Origin of the sequence: Winogradskyella marina, from assembly GCF_015645385.1 — a bacterium.
Lineage (GTDB): Bacteria > Bacteroidota > Bacteroidia > Flavobacteriales > Flavobacteriaceae > Winogradskyella > Winogradskyella marina.
The window spans coordinates 241,488-259,072 of record NZ_JADOET010000001.1 but is presented as its reverse complement, the minus strand read 5'-3'; the positions used below and the strand labels follow the sequence as shown (position 1 = coordinate 259,072).

Annotated in this window: 14 protein-coding genes; 1 reads left to right on the top strand and 13 read right to left on the bottom strand. The window is 33.2% G+C overall.

The window, feature by feature from the left end:
* Positions 1–107 precede the first annotated feature (107 nt).
* The 10 genes from ITJ86_RS01220 to rpsO all read right to left on the bottom strand — a co-directional run bounded on the left by ITJ86_RS01220 (position 108) and on the right by rpsO (position 11,226).
* Positions 108–971, bottom strand: coding sequence for a sigma-70 family RNA polymerase sigma factor (locus ITJ86_RS01220; RefSeq protein WP_173300852.1), 864 nt, complete (start codon positions 969–971; stop codon positions 108–110).
* Between the two features lie 93 nt (positions 972–1,064).
* Positions 1,065–1,439 carry a hypothetical protein gene (locus tag ITJ86_RS01215; protein WP_195869779.1) on the bottom strand — a complete coding sequence of 125 codons (375 nt, stop codon included), beginning with the start codon at positions 1,437–1,439 and terminating at the stop codon, positions 1,065–1,067.
* Positions 1,440–1,526: 87 nt separating this feature from the next.
* Positions 1,527–2,726: a glutamate-5-semialdehyde dehydrogenase gene (locus ITJ86_RS01210; RefSeq protein ID WP_195869778.1), complete on the bottom strand. Its 1,200-nt coding sequence runs from the start codon at positions 2,724–2,726 to the stop codon at positions 1,527–1,529.
* Between the two features lie 25 nt (positions 2,727–2,751).
* The gene (gene proB, locus ITJ86_RS01205) at positions 2,752–3,531 is read right to left on the bottom strand and encodes a glutamate 5-kinase (RefSeq protein ID WP_195869777.1); all 780 of its coding nucleotides are present in this window, start codon (positions 3,529–3,531) and stop codon (positions 2,752–2,754) included.
* A gap of 2 nt (positions 3,532–3,533) precedes the next feature.
* Entirely contained in the window at positions 3,534–4,340 is an 807-nt protein-coding gene (gene proC, locus ITJ86_RS01200; RefSeq protein WP_195869776.1) for a pyrroline-5-carboxylate reductase, read from the bottom strand.
* Positions 4,341–4,627: 287 nt separating this feature from the next.
* Positions 4,628–6,052 (bottom strand): glycosyltransferase, encoded by a 1,425-nt coding sequence (locus tag ITJ86_RS01195; RefSeq protein WP_195869775.1) that lies wholly within the window; start codon positions 6,050–6,052, stop codon positions 4,628–4,630.
* Between the two features lie 204 nt (positions 6,053–6,256).
* The gene (locus ITJ86_RS01190; RefSeq protein WP_195869774.1) at positions 6,257–7,204 is read right to left on the bottom strand and encodes a hypothetical protein; all 948 of its coding nucleotides are present in this window, start codon (positions 7,202–7,204) and stop codon (positions 6,257–6,259) included.
* A 31-nt stretch (positions 7,205–7,235) separates the two neighbouring features.
* Positions 7,236–8,297 (bottom strand): hypothetical protein, encoded by a 1,062-nt coding sequence (locus ITJ86_RS01185; RefSeq protein ID WP_195869773.1) that lies wholly within the window; start codon positions 8,295–8,297, stop codon positions 7,236–7,238.
* A 123-nt stretch (positions 8,298–8,420) separates the two neighbouring features.
* A complete protein-coding gene (locus ITJ86_RS01180) occupies positions 8,421–10,676 on the bottom strand; it encodes a polyribonucleotide nucleotidyltransferase (protein ID WP_195869772.1) in 2,256 nt (751 codons plus the stop codon).
* Positions 10,677–10,956: 280 nt separating this feature from the next.
* Positions 10,957–11,226 (bottom strand): 30S ribosomal protein S15, encoded by a 270-nt coding sequence (gene rpsO / locus ITJ86_RS01175; RefSeq protein WP_195869771.1) that lies wholly within the window; start codon positions 11,224–11,226, stop codon positions 10,957–10,959.
* Positions 11,227–11,418: 192 nt separating this feature from the next.
* Between rpsO and ITJ86_RS01170 the strand changes: the two genes are divergently transcribed.
* Positions 11,419–12,531 (top strand): sensor histidine kinase, encoded by a 1,113-nt coding sequence (locus ITJ86_RS01170; RefSeq protein WP_195869770.1) that lies wholly within the window; start codon positions 11,419–11,421, stop codon positions 12,529–12,531.
* Between the two features lie 67 nt (positions 12,532–12,598).
* Here the strand turns inward: ITJ86_RS01170 and accD are convergent, their stop codons facing one another.
* The 3 genes from accD to tamL all read right to left on the bottom strand — a co-directional run bounded on the left by accD (position 12,599) and on the right by tamL (position 17,490).
* Positions 12,599–13,456, bottom strand: coding sequence for an acetyl-CoA carboxylase, carboxyltransferase subunit beta (accD, locus tag ITJ86_RS01165; protein WP_195869769.1), 858 nt, complete (start codon positions 13,454–13,456; stop codon positions 12,599–12,601).
* Between the two features lie 231 nt (positions 13,457–13,687).
* Positions 13,688–14,755 (bottom strand): class II fructose-bisphosphate aldolase, encoded by a 1,068-nt coding sequence (gene fbaA / locus ITJ86_RS01160; protein ID WP_195869768.1) that lies wholly within the window; start codon positions 14,753–14,755, stop codon positions 13,688–13,690.
* Positions 14,756–14,904: 149 nt separating this feature from the next.
* Entirely contained in the window at positions 14,905–17,490 is a 2,586-nt protein-coding gene (gene tamL / locus ITJ86_RS01155) for a translocation and assembly module lipoprotein TamL (RefSeq protein WP_230080178.1), read from the bottom strand.
* Between the last annotated feature and the right edge of the window lie 95 nt (positions 17,491–17,585).

Sequence of the window (17,585 nt, the reverse complement as noted above, 5' to 3'; positions counted from 1 at the left end):
TGAACCCACGGTAATCAGCCGTGGGTTCTTTCATCAATCAAAAAACGAACAGTTATGTTTGTAACTGTTGTTACTATTATTAGGTTGGTCGTTAAATATACGTTTTCCTAACCTAAATATGTTTTTAATATTTTACTCCTAGACGTATGTTTTAATCGTCTAATTGCTTTTTCTTTTATTTGTCTTACACGCTCACGTGTTAAATCGAATGTTTCTCCAATTTCTTCAAGAGTCATTGGATGTTGGCTTGCTAATCCAAAATACAAACGAATAACATCAGCTTCACGAGGTGTTAATGTTTCTAATGCACGTTCAATCTCAGTTCGTAAAGATTCGTGTAATAAATCTTTATCCGGATTTGGTGATTCACCACTTCGTAAGACGTCATATAAGTTTGAATCTTCACCTTCTACTAAAGGTGCATCCATACTAACGTGACGGCCAGAATTTTTCATAGACTCTTTAACATCGTTAATAGTCATGTCTAATTCTTTTGCAATTTCTTCCGCTGATGGCGGGCGCTCATGGCTTTGCTCTAAAAAAGCAAAGGTCTTATTGATTTTATTAATAGAACCAATTTTGTTTAATGGTAAACGTACAATACGAGACTGTTCAGCTAAGGCTTGAAGTATCGATTGACGAATCCACCAAACAGCATAAGATATAAATTTAAAACCACGTGTTTCATCAAAACGTTGTGCGGCCTTTATTAAACCTAAATTACCTTCATTAATTAAATCTGGTAATGTTAATCCTTGATTTTGATACTGTTTTGCAACAGATACCACAAAACGTAGGTTAGCTTTCGTTAACTTTTCTAAAGCAATTTGATCGCCAGCTTTTATACGTTGAGCTAATTCTACCTCTTCGTCTGCTGTAATAAGATCTACCTTACCAATTTCTTGTAAGTATTTGTCTAACGATGCAGTTTCCCTATTGGTAACCTGCTTGGTAATTTTAAGCTGTCTCATTTATTTTTAAGATTTGTGCAATGTCACAACACCATGTTGCTTTTATTATACGTAATAAAGCATCGAAATGTTACACAATACTAATAAAAAAAATTAAATCTTTAAGAGTTTAACGGTATCTAGGTTTATTGCGTCTACAGTTTCATTGGTAAACTTATAATGGCCTCGCATGGTTATTAACCTAAAGCGGTACGATTTAATTTGGCTTAAGGTGTTTAAAAATAACCATTTGGATTTTAATAATCTCGGTTTTTCAGATTTCAAGCTTAAATCAAATATGTGCTTGCGGCCTTCCTTTTCTGCAACTATATCTGGAGTAACGTCAATGTCACTCCCTTTTTTACGATATGATTTAGGTGACTCGTAGCCATCAAAATCGGCTTTAATATTAGAGTATCCTAATTTTTCAAGGTACGATATTGAGTTGCTTAATTCTTCCGCGTATTTAATTTTGTCTTGTGTGATCATAACCTTTATTATAAGGAATTTTCATCTAAAATCCTAATTTATTAATCTGAATTTTAGAATTCACAAGCATCTTGGTCATTTAGATGTCTAAACTCTAATCTGACCGTCACCGTAAACATAATATTTATTGGTTACCAATTGGTTTAAGCCTAAAGGCCCACGATGATGCAATTTGTCTGTACTAATAGCTAACTCTGCGCCAACTCCCATTTGACCTCCATCAGTGAATCTAGTAGATGCATTATGATACACGGCTGCGCTATCTACATTATGCATAAAGGTCATTGCCTCAGATTTATCTTCTGTTATAATTGAAGCCGAATGTTTTCCTGAGTGTGTATTGATCATATCAATGGCTTCGTCTAAATTCGCTACTTCTCCTATAAGCACTTTTAATGCTAAAAATTCTTCATCCCAAATCTCTTGATTAGAAATGACTTCTTTTTGAGATAAAATTTTAGAGACCTTATGGTCCACTACAATTTCAACCTTGTGTTGTTCTAATTTTTCTTGAAGCATTTTTAGTTTGGTATCGTACTGTGGTAAATTCTTATTGATAAGAACCTTGTCTAAAGCATTACAGCCCGAAATTTTATCTGTTTTAGCATTAATTATCACATTTACTGCTTTGCTCCAATCCGCATGTTCAGATACATATAAAAAGTTGTTTCCACGACCACTAATTAAGACAGCACATGTAGCATGAGTTTTTACAAAGTTAATTAAACGCTCACCTCCACGTGGTACAATTAAGTCTAAGGGTTCCGTAGGATTTCTAAGAAATTCTTGGGTTTCTTCGCGTTTTAAATGTAGAAGTCTAATCCAATCTTTAGATAATCCGTTTTCCTCTAAGGCTTCGTGCCAACATTTTTCTAAAATAAGATTACTGTTTAAAGCTTCTTTTCCTCCTTTTAATAAAATCTTATTATTGGCTTTAAAAGCTAAAACTGCCGCTTCAATTGTAACATCTGGTCGCGATTCGTATATGATTAAAATAGTACCAAACGGCGCTGTGGTATTAACGATGTTTAATTTATTCTTTAAAGTTTTGTTGGTTATTTCACGTCCAACAGGATCTTCTTGAAGCATTACATCGTTTACAGCAGCTATCATCTCATCAACCTTTTTGTCATTCACAATCAGGCGATCGTATAAGGCTTGATCTTCTTTTTGAAAGGCATTTAAATCCTTTTTGTTCGCTTCAATAATAGTCTGTCGTTCGCGATCTAAAATCTGAAGCATTGATTTTAAGACTTTATTTTTTATTTCTGTATTTAAAAGTTTCATGTTTTTTATTTTAATTAGAAGTTACTTAGGCACTAATAAATTTAGTTCCTACTTCTTTATTATTTAGAATATCTACAATGACATTTTCTCGTTTACCATTGGCGATATACGTTGGAATATCTTTATTAGCCGTTCCTTTCGCTATTTTTAATTTTGAAGCCATTCCTCCTCGGCCTTCGCCTTCTTTTTTATCTGACTTTTGAACGTATTTCTCTACATTTTCATTCGTCTTAACTTCATTTAATCGAACAGAATTGTCGTCGTCTGGATGACCTGTATAAAGACCATCGGTATCTGATAGGATAATTAGTCTATCTGCATCAATTAATTCGGCAATTAAACTGGCTAACTCATCATTATCTGAAAACATAGACATAGTAAGTGAAACAGCATCATCTTCATTTGCGATTGGAGTTACACCTTCAGCTAGTAAGCCTTCATAACAATTAATCATGTTTTCGCGGTGTTTCCCTATGTCAAAATCTCGCTTTGTCGCCAGTACTTGTGCACATCTCATACCATAATCGTGAAATATACTGTAGTAATGTCTCATCATTCTAGGCTGACCTACAGAAGAATAAACCTGTCGTCTTATAGACTTGTCTTTAATGTTTGTTTCTCCTAAGACTTCCATTCCTGCCATTGCAGAGCCAGATGATACTAGGATAACCATAATATCTTCTTCATACAGAACGGCAATTTGCCTTACCAATTCACGAAGAACTGGACCTAAAATTCTATTATCTTTATTTGTTAATACGTTGGTTCCTACTTTTACGACCACACGTTTTATTTCGTCACTCATAATTATTTGTCTTTACCCAATTCTACAGCACGATCAAAAGCAGCATAAGCGGCATCTTGAATAAGCTGTTTTACATTATTATCTTCCATAGAATCAATGGCGGCTTGGGTTGTGCCTCCTTTTGATGCTACTTTATCTATCCATGATTTTGGTGAAATATTATTTTGGTTGAATAGCTCAATTGCACCTTCAAAAGTGCTACTCACTAATACCTTGGAATCGTAATCTGAAAATCCCATTTCTTGTGCAGCTTCTAGCATAGACTGCATAAAATAGAATACGTACGCTGGACCACTACCAGAAATTCCGGTGGAAGCATCAATAAACTTTTCTGTGTTTACATGTATTGATGTACCTGTGGTATCTAAAAGGTTTCTAATCATTAGAAGCTCTACTCTAGAGACTGCTTTAGATTCTGTATAAGAGGTAACACCTTTACCTACTTGTGCAGGTAAGTTGGGCATCGTCCTAATGACTTTGTTGGCGTCTAATTTTTGTTTTATTGTGTCTATTGTTACACCTGCCATTAAAGATACAAAAACTTGATTGGTGTTTAGCATTGGTTTCATTTCTTCAAATAAACCATCGCTATGATATGGTTTTACCGCAATAAATACGATATCTGCCTTTGGTAGACAATCGTTTAAATCATCATAAACAATAAAGCGAGCATCTTTGCTCAGGCTTTCTATTTTTTTTGGATCGGTATCATAGATTTTTAATTTATGTTTGCTAAGTAGTGGCGATTCTGCCATACCTTCAGCATAAGTTAAGCCCATATTTCCGGCTCCAATTACTAATACTTTCATAATTTTATTTAGTTAATAAGTTAACTGTCAGTTGCCTTTATTACCACAACATCTATGCGACAGTGCCAAAAAGAAATTATGATTTAGAGAATTTTGATATCCTAAAGATTTTGTTATTAAAGTTGAGATATTAGAATTTTATTGCGGAATTAAGTTGAAATATGATAATTTCATAAAATACGATCTTGCCTAATTGTGACAGTTTGTCGGTGACAAAATGGTAAATATGTAAGAAAAAGCCTATAAAAATAGAATTTTATAGGCTTATAAGTTTTTGTCTGAAGTTGTTATGCGGTTTCAACCAACTCACGAGTCAGCCATCCTCTTCTACTTGCCGTTGCAATCGCATAAGGTGTAATCCAAAATAAAGCGAATGTAAACAAGATACTATACGAGTAGGCCCAAAATCCTTGAGTGTTCTTATATTGACTAGTGAAAAATATCACCGAAAAAGTTGAAGCGATCAAAATACTAACCAATGTAGAGCCTAAAAATAATAATGGGTGTACTAAGACAAAGAACAACATTGAAAATAATAAAGGATAACTCATCAATATTTTTAAGAACTGGCTTATAAATAAGATTCTAGTTCCAGATTTGCCTTTGGCTCTAAAATTAGTGAATACATATTTTGCCATTTCTAAATTCTCTCTCACATTGCTTCTTCCCCAACGAATAAACATTTTGTATAATCCCATATATTGTTCTGGTACATTGGTAAAAGCCACAGCATTCTTTTGAAATAATACGTGCTTACCTTGTTTTAAGATCATGTTCGTCATGGCTCTGTCTTCACCTATATCAGACGGTTTTCCCATAAAGGTTTGGTTAATCCATTCTGGTAAGCAATCATGAACTGCAGTACTTCTATATGCAGCCAAGGCTCCTGGTGTACACAATACAGAATTCAAATTACTTTCGGCAGAACGTACAAACTCAAAACTCAACACAAAGCTTACATCGAGCATTTTCGGAAGCATTTCTTTTTTGTTATTTAAAACTCTAATGTTTCCGGCAACAGCACCACAATTTTCGTCTTTAATAAATGGACTTACTAAGTTTCTAAGGGTATCTTCAGTGACGATAGAATCACTATCTACTGTAACATAAATATCTCCTGTTCCTAAATTAAACCCACGGTAAAGGGCATGACGTTTTCCTTGGTTTTCTGGCTGTTGATAGATTTCTAATCGATCGCCAAGTATCTTTTTGGCGTCAAGCATCCAGTCCCAAGTATCATCCTTACTACCATCATCTATGGATATAATTTGTAATTTTTGTTTTGGATAGTTGCTATTGTCTAAACTTACTAAGGTATCATAAACTTGTTTGCCCTCGTTATAAGCAGGAACAATAACTGTAACTGTTGGTAATTCTTTATCTGAAACAGAAGCTATTGGCTTATATTTAAAATAATTGTAAGCTTTATAAAAAAAGAATAACACCTTAAAAGCAAAAAGGGTTGTTGCTAAAACTATAAAGGCATATCCAATAGACGAGCTCGTTTTATAGGCGTTGAATTGTTCAAAATCACCATAAAAAACATACAGGAAATAAATACCCATGCTAAGAAGTAAAAATGTACTTAAAAGTACAATTTTATTGTTTGGGTTTTCCGTTTTAGATTTACTATTGAGAAATAAATTGAAGGAGTTTGATAGTTTTTTTGTTTTAGAAATAAGTGTCTTTGATTGTGTTTTTTTTGAGGCCATAGAAGTTGTTTGTGGTTTTTTGTGGTTTAATTAAGTTTAATATATCTACGTGCGATTTTTCTGTTTAGACTGTTTTTAGATTTTATTTAACATTATGAAATTTGAACAAAAAAAAGGAACCCTAAATAGAAGTTTGTATTTAGGGTTCCTTTTTTTTTGTAATAAATTCAACTATTGTGTCTGTTAAATAAAAATTTTTAAAGATTAATTAAATATGAATTCTTGTGAAAATCTAGTAAATACATTACCAGAAATAACGGTCTTAAAATCACTTAAAATTATGTTATTGACATCATCTGTAGTGTTTAAAATTTCAAAATCTGCAAAAGAATTTCCAAAACTACTCTCAAAAGTCATCAATGCATTTTTAGAAATATTTTTTGCATTAATGTTATTTACAGCATTAGGTTGAAGATGATACAATAGCATTAAATTTCTCCTAGTAAAAGTAGCTTCATTAATTCGGTTAAAAAGATTTTCTGAAGAGGTGCTTGTATAATTATTTTCAAAACTAAGGACATCATTGCCATTATCTAAACGCATATATTTTGATTCATTAATAATGCTAGAGTTAGCATTGTAAGTGCTGATTTCAAATTTTATTTCATCATTAAAATAATCGTATGCTTCAAAATAAGTTCTATTATCATTGCCATCTATCACAATTTTAAAATCTGAAACATTGATGTCAAAATTTACACCATCATCACTTTGCGTCCAACTAGAAAAAATGGTGTCAGTGGTATGCGTGAATACATGTTTTTGAAAACTAGAAGATTGTCCTTGAGAATTAATTGATTCTGATAGATATTCAACAAGATCTCCATCATTATAAGTAAATGATTGAATACGAGTTAACAAACCATTGCTAAAGGATTGAATCTCATTAATTCTGTTATTTGCATAATTGTAGTTTGAAGTTAGTTGTGTTAGAGTCTCTAAATTTAAACCAGAACTACTTGTGATTCTATCGTTGTCAATTTGATAATTCGTTGAATCTATAACCGTATTTGGTGTATTTGAAACATTATATGTTTTGTAAATATAATTTGTTAATTCATTTTCAGGCATTTCAGGTTCATTGATACTTTCATTAGAACAAGAAAAACTGATTAAGGCAAAAAGGATGATGATAAGTACTGATTTTTTCATAATAATTTGTTTTTTGAGAGAATAAATTTAATTAACAACTAATAGCAGAAAGCGATATAGGGACATAATACTGAAGATTATTCTCAATATCATTGATTCTCAGGTATAGGGTTTGATTAGCTTCAGTAATTGTGTATGTCTCCTCAGGAACTATTGGGTTAACTATTGAGATGGCATCTTCTTCAGTTTCGTGATAAGATATTTCGTAATTCTCATTGTCGTTATCAAACTCTAGGGTGTCAAATATGCAGTAAGTATAATCATCTAAAATAAATTCGGCAATGCCACTTTCTAATTCAGTTTCACAAGCTTCGAAGTTGAAATTTCCGCAGTCAGTAAAATTGGCATCGCAACGTTGATTTAATATAATTTCTTGATCTTGATGTCTTAATTGTAGTGAATTAGCATCTAAATATTTTACTTTCCAATCAAAATTAAAATGGTCACCAATAGCTGTATCATCAATAATATTAATATTGATGTGTAATTCATTTTCTATAACAAATGGTGTCCATGAACCAACAACAACAACATCATCAGTAGTGCTTAAAACTAAAAACCCATCAGATTCTTGCATAAAGCTCCCTAAATAAGGATTGTCATCTACAAAACTAAAACCTAGTTTAAAGATGCACGCTTTCATTAGATCTCCAGATTCTCTAACCATTTCAATATCTAAGCAATTGTCAATAGATGTCTTAAGTTCTTCTTTGTCTTCTATGATGAGTTCTTCTCCAGAATCTAACATAGTTGTTATGGGAAAGCTTATACTAATATAATACGTTTCATCAATAGTGTTTAAAAAGTTACTAAATTCATCGTCATCGTATAATCTAGATAGGTAGAGATACTCATTATTATCATCGAACACAAAAAGCGTAATAGGGTATATAAAGTTTATACACGCTATACTTTTGTCTGGTCGCTCATTATCTGTGGTAATATCTTTTAAATTATCAAATAAATCTGAATCTGCAGCAATAGCTTCTTGTGCTCCAAAAACAGGAATTGCTGTTAAGTTATCATCTAAATCTTTTGAGCAAGATGAAAGAATAATTAAAATAAATAATACTAAAAATTTTGAGAGTTTCATAAAGGTTGGTTTCCCTATAGACTCAAAATCTGTAAAAAGGTTGCGTTAAAATTCTATTTATTTTAAATAAAAAAAACCCTCGTTATAAAATAACAAGGGTCTAATACTGTGGTTTAAAAGAAATTAATCTTCTTTCTTCTCTTGTCTAGGTTTACGATCATCACGTCTGTTATCACGTCCGCGATTATCTCTTCCTCTGTTGTTATCACGTCCACCACGACTATTGTTGTCTCTTGGTGGTCTTTCCTTAAAACCTTCTGGTTTTGGTAATAACGCTTTACGAGACACTTTTTCTTTACGTGTTCTAGAATCTATTCCGAAATATTTTACATCAAAAACATCTCCCATGTTTACCACATCAGATACATTTTCTGTACGTTCCCAAGCTAATTCAGATACGTGTAATAACACTTCGTTTCCTGGTGCATCCATATACTCAACAACAGCACCAAAATCTAACATTTTGATTACTTTTACTTCGTAAACGCTACCAACTTCTGGCTTAAATAAAATAGCATCAATTTTTGCCAATACAGCATTGATTCCTGTTTTACCAACACCCATAATTTCAACAATACCTTCTTCAGTCACTGGATCTTCGTTAATAACGATAGTGGTCTCAGTTTCTTTTTGCATTTCTTGAATCACTTTTCCACCAGGTCCAATTAAGGCTCCGATGAATTCGTTTGGTACACGTCTTGTTACCATTGTAGGCGCATGATCTTTAACATCTACATTTGGCTCAGCAATAGTAGACGTTAATTTTTCTAAGATATGTAAACGACCAGCACGTGCTTGTTGTAAAGCATTCACAAGGATTTCGTATGATAATCCTTTTACTTTAATATCCATCTGGCAAGCGGTGATACCATCTGCAGTACCTGTAACTTTAAAATCCATATCACCTAAGTGATCTTCATCACCTAAAATATCAGATAATACAGCGTATTTTCCAGAATCTGCATCAGAAATTAATCCCATTGCAATACCAGAAACTGGTTTTTTCATTTGAACACCAGCATCCATAAGCGCCATTGTACCAGAACAAACTGTTGCCATAGAAGACGAACCGTTAGATTCTAATACTTCAGATACAACTCTTACGGTGTAAGGACAATCTTCCGGAATCATACCTTTTAAAGCACGTTGTGCTAAGTTACCATGACCAACTTCTCTACGAGATGTTCCACGGATTGGTCTTGCTTCACCTGTACAAAACGGTGGGAAGTTATAGTGTAAATAGAAACGCTCTTCTCCTTCTTGAGATGGCATATCTATTTGGTTAGCATCTCTAGATGTTCCTAAAGTTACTGTTGCTAAAGCTTGCGTTTCTCCACGTGTAAAGATTGAAGAGCCATGTGTTGATGGTAAGTAATCTACTTCACACCAGATTGGTCTAATTTCGTCAGTCTTACGACCATCTAAACGTAAACCTTCATCTAAGGTTAAATCTCTAATCGCAGCTTTTTCAGCTTTACGGTAATAGTCAGAAACTAAACCTCCGTAATCTGCTAATTCTTCTTCAGAAAACGTCGCTTTAATATCTTCTTTTATTTGTTGAAAAGCAGCACTTCTTTCATGCTTAGAAGATCCAGCTTTTGCAATAGCATACACTTTATCGTAAGCCATGTCATGTACTTTCTTCTCTAAGTCTTCGTCTTTTCTTTCTGGTTGGTATTCACGAGTCGGTTTTTTACCAAATGCTTCTGCTAATCTAAGTTGCGCAGCACATTGTATTTTAATATGCTCGTGAGCAAACTTGATAGCTTCTGCCATTTCTTCTTCAGAAATCTCATCCATTTCACCTTCTACCATCATCACAGAATCCGCAGAAGCACCAATCATCATATCAATGTCAGACGTTTCTAATTGCGCTAATGTTGGGTTGATAATGAATTCACCATTAACACGTCCAACTCTAGCTTCAGAAATTGCACATTCAAAAGGGAAATCTGATAATTGAATCGCTGCTGAAGCGGCTAATCCTGCCATTGCATCTGGCATAACTTCTGGGTCATGAGACATTAACTGAATCATTACCTGAGTTTCAGAATGGTAATCTTTTGGGAATAGTGGACGTAAAACACGGTCTACTAAACGCATTGTTAATACTTCACCATCACTTGGTCTTGCTTCTCTTTTGAAGAAACCACCTGGATAACGACCTGCAGCTGCAAATTTTTCTCTGTAGTCTACAGTTAGTGGAAGGAAGTCCACATCTTTTTGTTCGTAGTTAGAAACAACGGTACATAATAACATACATTTTCCTGACTGAACAACAACAGAACCATGAGCCTGTTTTGCTAATTTTCCGGTTTCGATAGAAATTTCTCTACCATCACCTAGGTCTATGACCTCTTTGAAAGTTTTTGGAATCATAAATTTTTAATTCTAGTAATGCTGAACATTAAGTTTACCTGTACTGAGCGCAGTAAAAGCATAGAAATGTGCAGCATAAATGTTAAACAATGGTCTCCGCCTAAACTGGACGGACAGAGTTGTGTTGTTGTGTGTAGTTGTTATATGACCAATGAAAAACCGCGAATCCTAATATCACTTTAGGATTTTTATGCTATTTTTTTTTACGATTGTTTTACTCTTACGTTTGAGCTATATAAAAACAAAAAGCCACGCTAAATGCGTGGCCTTAATATTGAGATTATTTTCTTAATCCTAATTCTTTAACTATCGCACGATATCTTAAGATATCTTTCTTAGTTAAGTAATCTAGTAAAGCACGACGCTTACCTACTAATTTCACTAATGAACGCTCAGTGTTAAAATCTTTACGATTGTTTTTTAAGTGTTCTGTTAAGTGATTAATTCTTACTGTAAATAATGCAATCTGTCCTTCTGCAGAACCAGTGTCTTTTGCGTCTTTACCGTGTTTTTTGAAAAGTTCTTCTTTTCCTTTTTGATCTAAATACATGCTAATATTATTGTAAATGATTTTTATGTACACGAAAGCCTATCTTTCGAGCGGCAAATATACTACTTTTTTGTGATTTGGGATTTTTTTCGTAACTTTTTGATATCCTAAAGAGTATAATTATGTCCTAACTAAGATTTTCCCTAATAGTAAAGTAGCTTTCAGTTGATTAATCCTTATTAAACGATATGTATGAAAGTTTCAAATCATTTGCGGAATTTCTCTAACGCATACGATGTTTTAGAGCGCACATTTAACAATACCTATAATGGTATTGCTATTGTAAATTTAGATGGAAATTGGTTAAAAGTTAACGAGAGTGTCTGCGATATTTTTGGATATACCAGATGGGAACTTTTTAACATGGACATAAATAACATTGTTTATGCTCAAGATCTTGGTATTCACGAAGAAAAATTTGAAAATCTTATTAATGGTAATATTGATAAATACCGTGTAAAGCAGCGATATTTTCATAAAAATGGTTCCATTATTTGGGTGTTAGTTTCTGTATCATTAGTTTATTTTAAAGGGGGAAGGCCTCATATGATTTGGCAGTTTACAGATGTTACCAACCGTAAGAAAAGTGAAGACAAATTAAAAACGATGCTTAGAGTTGCTAAGGAGCAAAATGAAAGACTAACATCGTTTGCTAATATTGTGACGCATAACTTAAGATCACACTCTGGTAATTTATCATCTTTAACTGGTTTTTTAGAGGAAGATTATACTTATTTGACAGCAAATGAGAATTATCAATTACTAAAAAAAGCAATTGATAACCTTCAAGAAACCGTATCGCATTTAACTGAGGTCGCAAAAATTAGAGAGATTGAAGACTCTAAAATGGAAGCCCTTAACTTATATGATTATTCTCAAAAAGCCACATATAATATTATTGCTTTAGCGCAAAATGCAGAAGCTATAATCTATAATCACATAGATGAAGACGTTTGTGTAAAAGGAATACCAGCCTATTTAGATAGTATAATATTGAATTTTATTACCAATGCCATTAAATATAAATCCCCAAAAAGAAAGCCTATTATTGAATTGAGTTCGCGAGTAGACGACGATTATGTGATACTTAAAATTAAGGATAATGGATTGGGAATTGATTTAGAAAAGTTTGGAGATCAACTATTTCAGATGTACAATACCTTTCATTGTAATGAAGATGCCATTGGTATTGGGTTATTTATCACTAAAAATCACATTGAATCGTTAGGTGGAAAAGTAGAGGTGATTAGTAAAGTGGATGAAGGTTCTGAATTTTCAGTGTTTTTTAAGAAAGCAGAACTATAAGGTATTGTAATTTTTTAGGTTGAAGCAAAAAAAAAAAGAGGCTTTTTAAACCTCTTTTGTTCTGTTATTATGCTCGTACGGGTTGATTTTTAATTAAATCGATATACAAGTTAACTTTTGATTTTAAGTCTTTACGGTGTGTAATAAAATCTAAGAAGCCGTGCTCTAATAAAAACTCTGAAGTTTGAAAACCTTCAGGCAGTTCTTTACCAGTCGTGTCTCTTACAATTCTAGGACCAGCAAAACCGATTAATGCACCTGGTTCTGCGATATTAATATCTCCAAGCATTGCAAAAGATGCCGTTGTACCTCCGGTTGTAGGATCGGTACATAAAGAAATATACGGAATACCAGCATCTGCCATTTGCGCTAACTTAACAGAAGTTTTAGCTAATTGCATTAATGATAATGCCGCTTCCATCATTCGTGCACCACCAGATTTACTAATGATCATTAATGGTGTTTTCTTTTTAATGGCATAATCTGCTGCTCGTGCTATTTTTTCACCTACAACAGATCCCATTGAGCCTCCAATAAAACTGAAATCCATACAGGCAATAACCAAATCTTGACCGTTAGATTTGCCAACTGCAGTACGAACTGCATCTTTGAGTTTTGTTTTTGCTTGTGCCGCTTTTAAACGGTCTGGGTATTTTTTAGTGTCTTCAAATTTAAGAGGGTCTTTAGACGTTAAATTAGGGTCTAATTCGGTATATTTATTATCATCAAATAGAATTTGAAAATACTCGTTACTTCCTATTCTTACGTGGTAACCATCTTCTGGACTTACATAAAAATTTTGTTCAAGTTCTTTAGTATCTATAATCTTACCTGTTGGAGATTTGTACCAAAGTCCTTTAGGTGTGTCTTTTTTTTCTTCTGTTGAGGTATGAATACCTTTCTCTTTTCTTTTAAACCAAGCCATGTCGATATACGATTTTATGATTTGCGATTTTGGGTTTTTACAGACCTCAAAACCGTTTTTTTAGTTAGTTGTAGTTTGTAGTTATACTGGGTACAAACTTACTGTTTTATTAAATATAACTCAAAAATAGAGAAAAGTATCTCAATAATTGCGTTTTATTAATCAAATAAAAACCCATTAAAACTCTGATATTTAGTTCTAATGGGTTCAAAAATATTTAAAGAAATAAACTTATAATGTATCTACATTGTTTAAATCTTCGAATGCTTTTTTAAGTCTTTCTACAAATGCATCTTCACCTTTACGCAACCAAACACGAGGATCGTAGTATTTTTTGTTAGGTACATCGTCTCCTTCTGGATTACCTATTTGAGTTTGTAGGTAATCTTTATTGTCTTGTACATAATCTCTAACACCACTTAAAAATGCATACTGCATATCTGTATCGATGTTCATTTTAATAACTCCGTAGCTAATGCCTTCTCTGATTTCTTCAACAGTTGAACCAGATCCACCATGGAAAACAAAATCGATATGATTGTGTTCAACACCGTATTTCTCCGAAATATGATCTTGAGAGTTTTTCAAGATTTTTGGGGTTAACTTTACGTTTCCTGGTCTGTAAACACCATGAACATTACCAAATGCCGCAGCAATTGTGAATTGATCACTTACTTTGCTTAACTCTTCATAAGCGTAAGCAACTTCTTCTGGTTGTGTGTATAATTTAGAATCATCGACATCTGTATTGTCTACACCATCTTCTTCACCACCAGTAATACCTAATTCAATCTCTAATGTCATACCAATTTTGCTCATACGCTCAAGGTAGTTTTTACAGATTTCAATGTTTTCTTCTATTGGTTCTTCAGATAAATCAATCATGTGAGAACTGTAAAGTGATTTTCCAGTTTCTTTATAATGTTGCTCACTCGCATCTAATAAACCATCGATCCAAGGCAATAATTTTTTTGCACAGTGGTCTGTATGTAAAATTACGGGTACACCATAGGCTTCTGCCATTAAGTGAACATGTTTAGCGCCTGCAATTGAACCTGCTATGGCTGCTTTCTGATTCTCATTACTTAAACCTTTACCTGCATTAAATTGTGCGCCACCATTAGAAAATTGAATAATAACTGGGGCATTTAATGATTTTGCGGTTTCTAAAACAGCATTAATAGAGTTAGAGCCAATGACATTTACTGCTGGTAATGCATAGCCTTTTTCTTTAGCATGTTTAAAAATATTCTGAACTTCTTTTCCTGTGGCAACGCCAGGTTTAATATTATGACTCATAATTTTTTAGATTGAAAATTTAGTTATCAAAAATACGTAATTTTTGAGTATTTATAACCTCTAATCTGTTATAAAATGCCGAAAACGTTGTAGTTTTTGAAGTGAAATAATATGAACAACTGCAGTTTAGAAGCGTACCAATCGAAAATTTAAAATGGATAGTTGATTCCTATATTATAAACGGCATTTCTAAAATTGTAATCTCTAAACCATCTGTTATTTTCATTCTGCGACGGATCGTAGGTCTTAAATCCAATGTCGAAACGCAGTACAAAGAAATCAAAATCATAACGAAGTCCAAAGCCAGAACCAACAGCAATATCCTTTAAAGAATTAAAGCTGGTTAGTGTTGCTGCGTCTTCGGTGACGTTATCTAGGACATTCCAGATATTACCAGCGTCGACAAATACAGCGCCTTGAAGAGCTCCAAACAAACTAAAACGTTGTTCTGCACTTAGGTGAATTTTAAAGTTAGCTTCATTAAATTCGTTGGTTGTTTTAGAGCTGCCTGGTCCAAGGTTAAACGCAGTCCAAGCTCTATTGTCGTTAGGTCCACCTGCAAAGAAACTTTCTGCAAAAGGAATACTGTTAGAATTGCCGTACGGAATTGCGATACCAGCATAGCTACGAAAGGCAAATACGTTTTTTCTACCTAGATCAACATATTTTACATAATCAATTTCAGTTTTAAAATATTGCGAGAAAGTCACACCAAAAACGTCATAGTTGCCTGCGTCATTTTTAGGAACACCTGCAATGCTAGAGATACTTGTAAGTAAATTTCCGGCTAGTTCAATTCTCCACTTAAAAACAGAGAAGTCGTTGTCAAATATGTTTTTTCTTTTATCCTTTTTGTAATCAAAGCTTGTTGAAAATATAAGGTTATTTTCGGTTAGTCGTTCTTTTCGTTCTTCAATAGTATTAACGGTTGAAAAATCGTTGTCACTAGACGTTAAAGGTGTGTTGCCGGCTAAAACGTCATTGATAAAAACATCGGCAGGAGCATAGGCGTTTGATAAACTAGAATCAAATAAACTCTCATCATTCCCTATATAATTTATATCTCTTGCAATAGAATTTAAGCTAGAAAAAGAGTTGGTATAAACACCAAAGTAGTTGCTAGTGTTTAAGTTTTTTACAAAATTAATATTAAACAACTCTAAGGTGTTGGTCACTGTATTTGACGGGTACCAATTGTAACTATAGACACCAGAGATAGCTTGTTTGTCTAGCCCTATATTTTGTTGGCTAGTTGCAGACAAGTTCATTATTGTACTAGGTGACATGTATTTGGGAATAATTTTATCGGTATTAAAAGGACTAAATAACCGAGGAATAGTTAAGCGAATATTACCTCCAAACTCGTTGATGTCGAAAAAAGCAGCATCAGGATCATTGCGGTTTTCAGAGGCACCAATAGCTGCAATTCCAGATATTTCTAAAGTTTCTGCACCTCTAAATACATTTCTTATTTTAAGTCCTGTACCAAATGAAAATCCAATAGTTTGTATATTACTTGTGTTAATTTCAGGATCAAAACTTAAGCTGTATTTCTTTTTGGGCTCTAAGAATATATTCGCCGTAAGCGTGGTGTCTTCTTCATTTTCAACAAAGTCGATGTTTGGATAACGAAACATTTGTAAATCATTAAGATAGCGCGATGTTCTGCTTCGTGCTAAGTCGCTATAATTATCACCTTTAGCAATAAACACGGCATCTGTAAGTGCTTTTGGTCTATACTTTAGCTTTTCTTTACTGTAAAGATTAATATCCTTATAAGTGGCAGTGTCGGTAATAGCCTTAAATCGATTTTCAAAATTATCGTCCGTATAAATATTAACGTCCTTAATTTTATAGATTTTAAAAGGTGTTGTTGTCGTAGAATCGTCACCTCTAATAGTTCTATTGGCAATAATTAAATCTGTATGTACTTTGTAATTTGTGTCAATTGTATCCATTTCAAAACGGATATAATCTTGTCCAAAATGATAAAAACCAGTATTCCTTAGATAGGTGTTAATGCGTTCGCGTTCGTTTTCATAATTCTGTTCATCAAACTGTTCTCCTTTTTTAAGTAAGGTAGCGCTGATAAATTTCGGATAAAGAGTATCTATGGCTTTACTACTAATTATAGGTCTTAAGGAGTCTAGAGTATAAGGTTTCTTTTTGGTGACATGGTAGGTTACTTTAGCAAGTTTACTACTATCTTTTTCTACATGGTATGAGACTTCATTGTTAAACCAACCTTTGCTATAGTAATACTTTCTAAGGTTTTTTGCTGTTTTTATAGATTGGTCTTCATCGAAAATTACAGGTGCTTCTCCAGTACGTTTTAACCATGCGTTAAAATTCCGTCGCGATTCTATTTGCCTATCAAATTGCTTTTTAGATAGTAATGCTATGCGTCGTTTTACTTTGGTAGAGTCGCTTAAAACGTTAGCATATATAATTGAATCTATATTTGGTCTGGCAAGATTATATATATGGAGTTTTAAAGGTGTGCTAAAATACCTTCGGATACCAGAATTCACCTTTTGCGAGATTATATTATTGATACGCTCATCTGATACATGTACGCTATCTGCAATAATTGAGTTACTAATTATAAGGTGGTCGCCATTTTTAACACGTTTTGCTACATTACAAGAACTTAACATCACCATGCAAAAGAGTAGCAATATATAGCGATACAAAAGCTTGTAATTAATAAAAGATGTTAAAGTGGTCTGTTGCAAAGTTAAATTTGGTAAATTATTTTATTACGATTAAGAAACAAAAATAATACCATTTCTCCTATAGAAATAGTATAGTCACTTTAATTTCGAAACGT

What these genes read in the sequence shown, in the direction of transcription:
- ITJ86_RS01220 (WP_173300852.1), bottom strand. Translation starts at nt 971, where the DNA reads ATGAGACAGCTTAAAATTACCAAGCAGGTTACCAATAGGGAAACTGCA.
- ITJ86_RS01215 (WP_195869779.1), bottom strand. Translation starts at nt 1,439, where the DNA reads ATGATCACACAAGACAAAATTAAATACGCGGAAGAATTAAGCAACTCA.
- ITJ86_RS01210 (WP_195869778.1), bottom strand. Translation starts at nt 2,726, where the DNA reads ATGAAACTTTTAAATACAGAAATAAAAAATAAAGTCTTAAAATCAATG.
- proB (WP_195869777.1), bottom strand. Translation starts at nt 3,531, where the DNA reads ATGAGTGACGAAATAAAACGTGTGGTCGTAAAAGTAGGAACCAACGTA.
- proC (WP_195869776.1), bottom strand. Translation starts at nt 4,340, where the DNA reads ATGAAAGTATTAGTAATTGGAGCCGGAAATATGGGCTTAACTTATGCT.
- ITJ86_RS01195 (WP_195869775.1), bottom strand. Translation starts at nt 6,052, where the DNA reads ATGGCCTCAAAAAAAACACAATCAAAGACACTTATTTCTAAAACAAAA.
- ITJ86_RS01190 (WP_195869774.1), bottom strand. Translation starts at nt 7,204, where the DNA reads ATGAAAAAATCAGTACTTATCATCATCCTTTTTGCCTTAATCAGTTTT.
- ITJ86_RS01185 (WP_195869773.1), bottom strand. Translation starts at nt 8,297, where the DNA reads ATGAAACTCTCAAAATTTTTAGTATTATTTATTTTAATTATTCTTTCA.
- ITJ86_RS01180 (WP_195869772.1), bottom strand. Translation starts at nt 10,676, where the DNA reads ATGATTCCAAAAACTTTCAAAGAGGTCATAGACCTAGGTGATGGTAGA.
- rpsO (WP_195869771.1), bottom strand. Translation starts at nt 11,226, where the DNA reads ATGTATTTAGATCAAAAAGGAAAAGAAGAACTTTTCAAAAAACACGGT.
- ITJ86_RS01170 (WP_195869770.1), top strand. Translation starts at nt 11,419, where the DNA reads ATGAAAGTTTCAAATCATTTGCGGAATTTCTCTAACGCATACGATGTT.
- accD (WP_195869769.1), bottom strand. Translation starts at nt 13,456, where the DNA reads ATGGCTTGGTTTAAAAGAAAAGAGAAAGGTATTCATACCTCAACAGAA.
- fbaA (WP_195869768.1), bottom strand. Translation starts at nt 14,755, where the DNA reads ATGAGTCATAATATTAAACCTGGCGTTGCCACAGGAAAAGAAGTTCAG.